Genomic DNA, 11,435 nt, shown 5'->3' on the forward strand with positions numbered 1-11,435 from the left:
TTCGGTCTCTATCTGCTGTGGGCGTTAGAAATTTGCGTGGCTTTGACTTTAGTACGAGAGGACCGAGTTGAACTAACCTCTGGTGTATCTGTTGTTCCGCCAGGAGCATTGCAGAGTAGCTACGTTGGGAAGGGATAAGCGCTGAAAGCATATAAGCGCGAAACCCACCACAAGATGAGATTTCTTTAAAGGGTCGTGGAAGATTACCACGTTGATAGGCTATAGGTGTAAAGGCAGTAATGTCATAGCCAAGTAGTACTAATAACCCATAGGCTTATGTAGAAGTCTTGCGCTCGAAAGGGCGCAAGCGTAACTCTTTTGATTATTTACGATATAATTTTTACCAATATGTTAACTTATACAGTTGCAATATACTGAAACATTTTAAGGTGATTATCGCAATGGGGCTCACCTCTTTCCATCCCGAACAGAGAAGTTAAGCCCATTTGCGCCGATGGTACTGCCAATGGTGGGAGAGTAGGTCGTTGCCTTTCTTTTAAACCTCAATCTAAAAAGATTGAGGTTTTTTTTGTGCTAAATTGAAATGATTAAAGCCCCTTTTTAATATATAAAAACGTCCTGCTGAATTTATTTTAGCATCGTATAAAACGAAGAACTACGTCAAATCAGAATGCAAAACTGAAATAAATTTAGGTTGACGGATTCTATTTCTTATTTTTCTCTGATATTTTTTTCAGATAAAATTTAAAACAGACTCTAATAATTACTACTACACGTTTACCTATCTGTTAAAAAGATTCTTTGAAATGACTGGATTTCATAAATAAAAACTAATTTATGAATTTACCGAAACTCAATAAATAGACTTAGCCCCAATTGAAGCTTTGTTTGAGCTCTTTTTTTGATTTTTTTTCAAAAAAAAGCGAGTGCGGAAAGCGGGAATAGCTTCTAATAAAAAATAATGAAATCTTTAATCTAATTCATGAAAAATAGATCAGAGAAATAACTTTTTTAGAGTTGAAAATAAGACAAGCTTTACGACTCTCAATATAATTTTTTAAATCATTAAAATTACTCAAATAGACGAAAAAGAGAAACTGAAATAAATTCGCTTCTATTTTTTAGATGAAATAAAAAAAATTATCCTCGAAATAGAAAAAAGTCTTTTTTCATAGATTCGATTTGAGAATCATCATTCGTAATAATATAATCGATTGCTTTTTCAGTAAAGTTTTTTCCTTTTTGAGTAAGTGATATAATTTGAGTATCAATATGAATTAAATTATTTTTTTCGGCTAACTCTACAATAGCTTTTGCTTTGACTTTATGCCAATTAATATGTTCATTCAAATGATTAATATGGCGCTCTTTTTCTTCTTTATGATTATTTAAATGCAATAAAAAAGTAAGTAATTGCACTTCTTTTTGTTGTTGCTTATTTCGATAAAGTACCGAAATAAGCCCTTGATTTGGAGCAAATAAAAATACTAATAAAAATACCAAACCAAGCATTGTTGTCATAGAACCAGCAATAGAAGCATCGAGCCAATGTGCCATCCAATAGCCTGAAATTGCAGAAAAAATACCAAAAAATATTGAAAAAATAAGCATTTTTTTCAAATCATTCGTTAATAAGTAAGCAGTCGCTGCAGGAGCAATCATTAAGGCAACAACCAAAATTGCACCAACGGCATCAAAAGCTCCCACGGTAGTTATCGAAGCGACAGTCATCAATCCATAATGAATAATAATAGGCGAAAAACCTAAAGAAGTTGCCAAACCAGCATCAAACGTACTTATTTTTAATTCTTTAAAAAAAGCAAGTAATAAACCTATCGTTATTAGTAAAATAATACCAATAATCCATAGTGATTTCGGACCAATATCAACACCTCCAATTAATAATCTATCAAAGGGTGCAAAAGCGAGTTCTCCTAATAAAACGGCATCAACATCCAAATGAATATCATTAGCATTTTTTGCAATTAAAAGCACACCAATACTAAATAATGCGGGAAATACTAAACCAATAGCGGTATCTTCTTTAACTAATTTTGTTTTTTGAATATATTCGACTAAAACCACAGTTATAATTCCTGATAAAGCGCCCATTAATATTAATAAGGGTGAATTTAAATCGTGTGTAATAAAAAAACCGATGACTAATCCAGGTAAAATAGAATGACTGATGGCATCACTAATTAATGCCATTTTTCGCAATACCAAAAACACGCCAGGAATTGCACAAGCTACGGCAACTAAGCTTGCTATTAATTGTATTTCAATTTGAGCACTACTCATTTTAGTTCGTTATTTTTTAGTGTTTTTTAAATTATTTTGATGATTATTTTTCTAAATCATCTATATTTTGATTGTATAAATTACCTGCAAATTGGTATCCTTCTTCTGTCATTGACCACATTTTCCCCTGTACTTTTATATATTTTTTTTCTTCTAGTTTTTTTAATGTTCCGATCGTATATCCTTGAAAATTATTTAAAATTTTTACAGCATGAGGATGCGATTTATCTTGATGAGTTTTCACTAAATCAAACATAAAAGAAAGTGTTTTGTGTAATTCTAAATCACGTCTATTTTTCAAAAAACGAATTTGACGAAAAAGCAATCCTCTTGAGGGCGAAAAAATAAAAGAAAACACCACAAAAACTGCGGCAACCAATACAATTACAGGACCTGTTGATAAATTTGCTTGACTCGCACTAATACCTGTTCCTACAACCCCTGCAAATGCTCCGAAAATCGCTGCTAAAACTACCATCGTACTCAAACTATTTGTCCATTGACGTGCGGCGGCGGCGGGAGCTAATAACATCGCACTCATTAAAACTACGCCCACGGTTTGCAAACCTAAAACGATTGCCAACACAATAAAACTCGTAATTAACGCATCAATAAATTGGATGTTAAATCCTAAGGTTTTTGCATAATCGGCATCAAATAATAAGAGTTTAAATTCTTTCCAAAAAAGTAATAAGACACCCAAACAAATTGCCGTTACAATTGCCATAAACCACACATCTTTGGCTAATAAAGTTGCTGCCTGACCAAATAAAAATTTATCCAATCCAGACTGATTTGCATTGGGCTGTTTTTGAATAAAAGTTAATAATAACATTCCAAATCCGAAGAAAACAGACAATATTAATCCTAAAGCGGTATCAGTTTTTAAATGCGTATTTTTTACGATACTACGAATCCAAAAAGCGCCAATTAATCCACTAATTAAAGCACCTAATAATAATACATTCGTATCTTTTGTACCTGTAATTAAAAAGGCAATAGCTATCCCAGGAAGCGATGCGTGTGAAATGGCATCGCCTAGTAAACTTTGTTTTCTCAATACGGCAAAACTTCCTAGCATACCACAAATAGCTCCTAAAATAGCCGTTCCAATGGTAATTGTTCGAAGGGTATAATCTGAAAAAACGAGCTTAAAATATTCTTGTAAATCCATTATTGTTGTACACTTACTTTATAATTAATTCCGTACGTTTTGGTTAAATTATCATCATTAAAAATTTCTTTAACAGGACCTGTGGCGATTTTTTTGACATTTAAAAAAGTAACCCAATCAAAATATTCAGGAACAGTTTGCAAATCGTGATGCACTACAATTACTGTTTTGCCTGCTTTTCGTAATTCTTTTAAAATATTGATAATCGTAATTTCGGTAGTTGCATCTACGCCTTGAAATGGCTCATCCATAAAATAAATAGACGCATTTTGCGCCAAAGCTCTGGCCAAAAAAACACGCTGTTGTTGTCCGCCTGAAAGTTGTGAAATTTGGCGATTTTTAAAGGCTAACATTCCTACTTTTTCCAAAGCTTCTAAGGCGATTTTTTTCTGTGCATTTCCTGGACGTTTTATCCAACCTAAACTTCCGTAAGTTCCCATGGTAACGACATCTAAAGCTGTGGTTGGAAAATCCCAATCGACACTTCCTTTTTGTGGCACATAAGCGACTAACTTTCGTTGTTTTTCATAGGACTCTCCAAATATCGCAACGCTTCCCGCAATCGGTTTTATAATGCCTAAAATTGATTTTATTAAGGTCGATTTTCCTGCACCGTTTGGTCCAACAATCGCCATTAAAACGCCTTCGGGAATGGCTAAATCAATATCCCAAAGTACGGGTTTGTAATTATAAGCAACCGTTAAATCGTCCACGGTTACGGCATATTTTATATCGCTCATTAACTGTTCTTTTATTATTATACGTTTTAGATTATCAGTATAAATTATACGTTTTTATTTTAATGAATTAACAATCGTATTTACGTTTGCTTTATACATTCCGATATACGTTCCTTCAATGGTTCCTGTGCTTCCTAAAGCATCAGAATATAGCGTTCCACCAATAACAACTTTGTGTCCTTTTGATTTTACGGCTGCTTGTAAAGCTTCAATAGTTCGTTTTGGCACAGAGGTTTCTACAAAAATTGCTTTTACTTTATGTTCGATAATAAATTTTGCTAATTTTTGAACATCTTGAACGCCTGCTTCGGTAGCTGTTGATAATCCTTGCAAACCAACGACATTGAATTTGTGTTGTCTTCCGAAATAATTAAACGCATCGTGAGCGGTTACTAAAATTCTTTTTTCTTCGGATAATTCATTGATTTTTTGTGTTACTTTTATGTTTAAATCTTGTAATTTATCGAGATAAATTTTAGCATTATTTTTATAAAATTCGGCATTTTCAGTATCTATTTCGGCTAATTTATCAGCAAGATAAGAAGTCATTAGTGTCCAATTAGTAATATCGAACCAAATATGCGGATCATAATTTGAGGCAAATAATTCTGAACCTATCAAGTCTTTTTTAGCAATTGCATCTGAAATTTCGATAGTTTTTTTATGTTGATGTTCCATTTTTTCAAAAACCTCTACTAGTTTTCCTTCTAAATGCAATCCACTGTAAATAATAATATCAGCATTAAAAAGCTTAGAAACGTCGCCTTCACTGGCTTTGTATAAATGTGGATCAACGCCTGAACCCATTAATCCATTTACATTTATTTTATCGCCACCGATATTTTTCACCAAATCGGTAACCATTGTAGTGGTGGTTACGATATTTAATTTTCCATCTTTTTTTTCTTCGGATGTTTTACAGCTAATCGCTAATAAAACTAGGAGTATTAAGTATATTTTTTTCATGTTTTTTAGATTTTTTGAATATAAATATTATTGGCAACTTTGTTTGAAATGGTCATTATTTTATCATTTATTTTCACTAAAAACGAATCATCAAAAGGTTCTTTATCCAGTATTTGAATATGTTGTCCTAAGCCGATTTCTTGTTTATCTAAAAAGCGTAAAAATTCAGAAGAAGTATCATTTACACCCACACAAACTCCTTGTTCATTTTTATGCAATGTTGCCAATAAACTTTTTTTGATTTGGGGTAAATTCCCTTGTTTATCAGGGATTGGGTCGCCATGCGGATCTGTTTTCGGATGTCCTAAAAATGCATCTAATTCATCAATTAATTTGGGCGAATGTATATGTTCCAATTGTTCGGCAACCTCATGGACTTCATCCCAAGAAAAATTAAGTTTTTCAACTAAAAAAACCTCCCATAAACGGTGTTTCCGAATAATATTAGCAGCCGTTTTTTTACCAAAATTAGTTAAAGTAACGCCTTGATATTTTTTATAAACAACTAATTTCTTATCGGATAATTTTTTAATCATATCGGTTACCGATGATGCTTTGGTAACCAACATATTTGCAATTGCGTTAGTGGTAATTCCTTTATCGGATACTAAGGCTAAATGATAAATTGTTTTAATATAATTTTCTTCGGATTGACTAAACATCTTCTTTTGATAGTATTTTTTTAATAGGACAAAGATATAATTTTTCATTTATATAAAATAATTTTTAGACAAGTCTAAAAATTATTTTATGTTTGCATTAAATTTAAAACAAGTCTAAACTAAAAAAATAATCATACAGTGATGAAAAAATTACTCTTATTTACTTTTATATTAATTGCATCGTTTGCTAAAGCACAAACAATCAAAGGAAAAATAACCACTTCCAAAGGTGCCATATTACCGTTTGCGAATATCTTGGTTAAAAACACCAATCTTGGCGTAACTGCCGATGAAAATGGCGTGTTTCTTTTAGAGAATATCAAGCTAAACAATCAGAAAAAAGTTACGTTAATTACTTCTGCTATCGGATTTATGTCTTCTCAAAAAAGAATAAATATATCCAAAGAAAAAGTAACAATTATTGATTTTAGCCTGACAGAACACGCCGAATTATTAGATCAAATTACGGTAACAGGAACTCGAACAGACAGACGAAGTACCAAAAATCCTGTGATTGTAAACGTAATAAACAGCCAAACGTTAGCCGATATACAAGCTTGTAATTTATCCGAAGGATTGAAATTTCAAACGGGTTTACGTGTAGAAACTGATTGTCAAACCTGTAATTATACACAACTTAGAATGAACGGTTTATCTGGCGGATATTCGCAAATTTTAATCAATGGTCGCCCAATTTTTAGCCCGCTAACTGGTTTGTATGGTTTGGAACAAATTCCAACCAATATGATTGATAGAATTGAAGTAGTTCGTGGCGGTGGCTCGGCTTTATACGGCTCAAGTGCGATCGGTGGAACGGTGAATGTAATTACCAAAATCCCAAAGAAAAACAACTTTAGTATTGGCTATAATTATCAAAATTTTAAAGGCACTTCCGATCATATTATCGCAGGAAATGCAACGGTTGTAAATGAAGAAAAAAATGCAGGAGTTTCTTTTTTTATCAATAACAGAACTCGTGAAATTTACGATCATAATGGCGATAATTATTCAGAACTTCCAGAATTGAAAAACAATTCATTTGGTACAAATCTATTTTTCTTGCCTACGGATAATCAAAAAATAGAAATTAATTTTAGTAAAATGAACGAATACCGTTATGGTGGTGAAATGATTGAAAACGCACCACATTTCGCCCTACAATCCGAAGAAAGAGTACACGATGTTTATGTTGGAAATGTTGATTATCAAATTAATTTTAATCAAGATAAAAGCTCGTTAATCGCTTATGTAGCCTCACAATATACCGATAGAGAACATTATACAGGAATCCGTCCTGGAACTCAAAATGTAATCGAAGATACCGTGCATTTAGCAAATCCGCCGTACGGAAACTCAGATACAACCACGCTTCAAGGAGGACTTCAATTTAATCATCAATTAGAAGATTTCTTAAAAGGAAATAACGTACTTACTATCGGGTCGGAATTTGTACAAGATGATGTTTTTGATGAAATTAAAGCCTATGAATATAAAGTAGACCAACTTACTCAAAACTACGGTTTCTTCTTTCAAAGTGATTGGGAAATCAATAATAAATGGAATTTATTAGCAGGAGTCCGTTACGATCATCATAAATTAGAAGCGCTCAATAAAGATAAAACAAAGAAATCAATTATCAATAATGTAGCAAGTCCTCGTGTTTCGGTATTATTTAAACCCTTCGAAAAAGCACAACTACGCGCCACTTGGGGAACTGGTTTTAGAGCGCCACAAGCTTTTGATACCGATTTACATATGGCCTTTGCAGGTGGTGGAATCTCAAGAGTACAACTTGCCGATGACTTAAAAAAAGAACGCTCAAATAGCTATACCGTATCTTTTAATTATGATAAACCAACCGAACATTATATCTATGGATTTACTGTTGAAAGTTTTTATACCGAATTAAACAATGCTTTTTATTTAGAAGGAATTGGCGAAGATGAATTTGGAGAAGTTTTCAAAAAAAGAAATGGTGATGGCGCTGTTGTAAATGGAATTACCCTAGAAACACGCTTGAATTATGATGGAATTTTTCAGTTTGATGCAGGTTTTACGTATCAATCTAGCAAATACAATACCGCTGTAAATAATTCGGATGCTCTTGAAAACAAAAAAGAGTTTTTAAGAACACCGAAAACTTATGGATATGCAACAGCAACTTATACGCCAAATCAAAAATTTAAAACCGCATTAAACCTTGTTTATACTGGAGAAATGAACGTATTGCATTTAGCTTCGGATAAAAATTTAGCACAAGATGAATACCTAAAATCACCTAATTTTTTTAATGTCGGAATCAAAACTAGCTACAATTTTAAGTTGGAAAACTTAAAAACTAATATTGAAGTTTCGGCAGGTGTTAAAAATCTTTTTGATGAATATCAAACAACGTTTGATATTGGAAAAGAACGAGATAGCAATTTCATATATGGACCCGCAACGCCAAGAACATATACACTAGGCTTTAAAATATTTCAATAAGCATTTAAAATAATACATTTTATAATGTACTGAAACAGGGAGTTTTACCATAAAGCTCCCTGTTTTTCGTAATATTAACTTAATATTAGATCCCTTAATATCGACTTAATTAACATTAAAGAAACATTCTAATAAAGCAACCATAATTTTCAAGTAACATTAGATTTACAACATAGCATCAGATTTGCAGTGTATATATTAAGAACCTAAGATAAGTATTACGTATAATGAAAAAATTAATAATTATTACTCTTTTAAGCCTTTGTAGTTTTGTGTATGCACAAGATAAAGGAACGGTATCAGGTACGATTTCTGATAAAGAGATGAACGGAGAAGCACTCCCTTTCGCAAATGTTTTTATTAAAGGAACAACTATTGGAGCAACCACCGATATGGATGGTAAATACTCTTTAAGTGTTCCAAGTGGAAGTCAAACAATTGTATTTAGTTTTGTTGGATATCAAACCGTTGAAAAAGCAATTGCTGTAAAAGCAAATCAAAACTTAGTTGTAAACCAACAACTTGGTGCTAGTGAAGGCGTTTCTTTAGACGAAATTGAAATTAAAGCAACCGTTAGTAGAGAAAAAGAAAGTGCTTTGTTATTACAACAAAAGAAAGCAACTGTAATTATTGAAAGTATTGGAGCGCAAGAATTATCAAAAAAAGGAGTTAGTAACGCCGCGGCAGCAACTACTAAAATATCAGGAGTAACTAAAAGTGAAGGTACTGGCGATATTTATATTCGTGGTTTAGGAGATCGTTATTTATCTACCTCAATGAACGGTTTACCTGTTCCTTCGGATAATGTAAATAATAAAAATATCAACCTAAACTTATTTAATACCAACATCATTCAAAATGTAGGAATTTCTAAAACATATACCACTAATAATTATGCAGATCAAGGTTCTGGTTCTGTAAATATTATTTCAAAAGAATTTTCTAAAAAAGGAATTAAAATCGGTTTAAGCGGAGGTAGTAATACCAATGTTATGGAATTAAGTGATTTTAGAAAAACAATCATCAATGAAGATGTTACTTTTGGTTTTCATGAAAAAAAATACGCCTTACAAGACGCTTTAACAAGACAAGGTTGGGATACGAAAACAACCAATATTCCTTTTAATTATGGTGCTTCTATCGGTGGTGGTTATAAATTTGACATCTTCGGAAAAGCTTTAAAATTTGTAGCATCGGCTTCTTACTCTTCTTCAAATAGTTATCAAGAAGGATTATTTAGAAGTTATAAAGCGAATATTTTAGATAAAGGTTTTTCTTATAATGAACAACATGACACTGAAAAATATATTACAAACACTAACGCAACAGGATATATCAATTTCAGTCTAAAATTAAATGACAAGAACAAATTAAAGTACAATACTTTAGTTGTAAATAAAAGTCAAGACTTATTATACGAACAAGGAAGAAAAGGTTTCGGATATGTTTACGATCAAGATCCTAGTGAATATGGTGCTTTTGTAAGAGATCAAAATTTTAAACAAACAACACTTTTTGTAAACCAATTAATGGGAGAGCACAAGTTAGACGAAAACAATACGTTAAACTGGGCTGGAGGTTACAACTTTGTGTTAGCTGAAGAACCTAACAGAATTAGAAATGAAGTAAATATTTTAGATCCTGAAAAACCTTCATCACAAATTCAATATGCACACGTTGGAGATTATCAACAACGTAAATCAAGCCAGAAAATTGAAGACAACGATTATAATGCATTAATTCAAAATAAACTTGCTTTAGGACAAAGTGCTGATGAATTCGAAAAGAAACCATATGCTTTAAATTATGGAATAAATATCCGTAAAAAAGAAAGAAGTTTTAAATCATTATTTGTAGGTGTGAAAGCGAAAGGAATGAAAGCTCCTTCAGTTGATAATATTACCGATACTTTTACTGCTAGTAATTTTAATCCTGATTTATATCCTAATTTAGAATTAAAAGTTCGTCCAAATGATACGTATTCAGCAGATTTAAAAGCTTATGCAGCTTTTGTGAATTTTGATTTTCAACTTGATGAAAAACTTTCAGGAAACTTAGGATTGCGTTTTGAGAAAGATGAAATAAACATGGATTGGAGTGTTGCCAATTATATCGATCAAATAACAGGAAAAGAACGAATTGGTAGTTTGAATAAAAAATACGAAGGTCTTTATCCTAGTGTAAATTTAAAATACGAATTGAACGAAAAAAATTACCTACGTTTCGCTTCAAGTGTAACACAAACATTACCAGAGTTTAAAGAACTTGCTCCTTTAGAATATGTATCGCCAACAGGACGTGTTACCAGAGGAAATCTTGATTTAGAAAAATCAGATATTTATAATATCGATTTAAAATGGGAATTCTTTCCAAGTAGAGAAGAATTGGTATCGGCAACAGTATTTTATAAGCAAATTAAAAATCCTATCAACTTAGGATTAACAAGAGGTTCATCAGGAAACTTCATTTTTGAAAACACTGGAGATAAAGCAGATGTGTTAGGTTTAGAAGTGGAAGGAAAAGTTGGATTGATTAAAAATGAAGACGAAAAAAGCTTATTAAGTGCAACTGGAAATGTTACTGTAATGTATTTAAATCAAGATTTACATAAAGAATTTCAATATAAAGATGTAACAGAATCAAAATTACAAGGAGCTTCTAACTTTATTTTCAATGGTTCTGTAAGTTATAACTCACAAACGGAAAAACCTTTCATCGGAACAGTAACAGGAAACTATTCTTCAGATAAAATATTTTCTTTAGGAGCACCTCGTAGTCAAGATGATAGAGCTACTTTATATAATGACCAAATTATTCAAAAAGGTTTTTTTACTTTAGATGCAATTCTTAGTAAAGAAATTACAAAATACTTAACAGTTAAATTAGTCGGTAAAAATTTATTAAATCCTGAAATTAAACAAACACAATTAGTTAGAAATACAAGTACAGGTATTGAAACTAATGAAACTGTTCAGTTATATAAAAAAGGGCAACAACTTAGTTTAGGACTAAGCCTTTCTTTCTAAGAAACCTTTAACTTTTAAAATAATACTTACTAAAAAATCTTTGTGAATTTTCACAAAGATTTTTTTTTGATTAAAAATTAAAAAACGTAATCAAATATTATAGAAAATCAATAAAAAACAA

7 protein-coding genes and 2 rRNA genes are annotated in these 11,435 nt (G+C 31.7%); 4 read left to right on the plus strand and 5 right to left on the minus strand.

Annotation, left to right across the window (positions count from 1 at the left end):
- Together L0U72_RS04000 and rrf are read left to right on the plus strand one after the other, a co-directional pair.
- Positions 1–282: ribosomal RNA gene (locus tag L0U72_RS04000) — 23S ribosomal RNA — on the plus strand; the annotation flags it as partial.
- 103 nt (positions 283–385) lie between these two features.
- Positions 386–494 (plus strand): 5S ribosomal RNA (gene rrf, locus L0U72_RS04005).
- Between the two features lie 607 nt (positions 495–1,101).
- On the opposite strand, the gene L0U72_RS04010 is transcribed toward rrf, so the two are convergent.
- Genes L0U72_RS04010 through L0U72_RS04030 form a run of 5 tightly spaced genes read right to left on the minus strand, consistent with a single transcriptional unit; the run spans position 1,102 to position 5,804 of the window.
- Positions 1,102–2,262, minus strand: coding sequence for a metal ABC transporter permease (locus tag L0U72_RS04010; protein ID WP_233898481.1), 1,161 nt, complete (start codon positions 2,260–2,262; stop codon positions 1,102–1,104).
- A gap of 43 nt (positions 2,263–2,305) precedes the next feature.
- On the minus strand, positions 2,306–3,436 hold the full coding sequence (locus L0U72_RS04015) for a metal ABC transporter permease (protein ID WP_101917862.1): 1,131 nt from the start codon (positions 3,434–3,436) through the stop codon (positions 2,306–2,308).
- Entirely contained in the window at positions 3,436–4,176 is a 741-nt protein-coding gene (locus L0U72_RS04020) for a metal ABC transporter ATP-binding protein (protein WP_101917861.1), read from the minus strand. Before L0U72_RS04020 ends, L0U72_RS04015 begins: the two co-directional genes overlap by 1 nt.
- Before the next feature lie 54 nt (positions 4,177–4,230).
- Entirely contained in the window at positions 4,231–5,142 is a 912-nt protein-coding gene (locus L0U72_RS04025) for a metal ABC transporter solute-binding protein, Zn/Mn family (protein ID WP_233898482.1), read from the minus strand.
- A 5-nt stretch (positions 5,143–5,147) separates the two neighbouring features.
- A complete protein-coding gene (locus tag L0U72_RS04030) occupies positions 5,148–5,804 on the minus strand; it encodes a metal-dependent transcriptional regulator (RefSeq protein WP_101917860.1) in 657 nt (218 codons plus the stop codon).
- Between the two features lie 141 nt (positions 5,805–5,945).
- On the opposite strand from L0U72_RS04030, the gene L0U72_RS04035 reads away from it, so the two are divergent.
- A complete protein-coding gene (locus tag L0U72_RS04035; protein ID WP_233898483.1) occupies positions 5,946–8,288 on the plus strand; it encodes a TonB-dependent receptor in 2,343 nt (780 codons plus the stop codon).
- A 227-nt stretch (positions 8,289–8,515) separates the two neighbouring features.
- A complete protein-coding gene (locus L0U72_RS04040; RefSeq protein ID WP_233884716.1) occupies positions 8,516–11,314 on the plus strand; it encodes a TonB-dependent receptor in 2,799 nt (932 codons plus the stop codon).
- The last annotated feature ends 121 nt before the right edge of the window (positions 11,315–11,435 follow it).

The organism is Tenacibaculum piscium, from assembly GCF_021390755.1.
GTDB classification, from domain to species: Bacteria; Bacteroidota; Bacteroidia; order Flavobacteriales; family Flavobacteriaceae; genus Polaribacter; species Polaribacter piscius.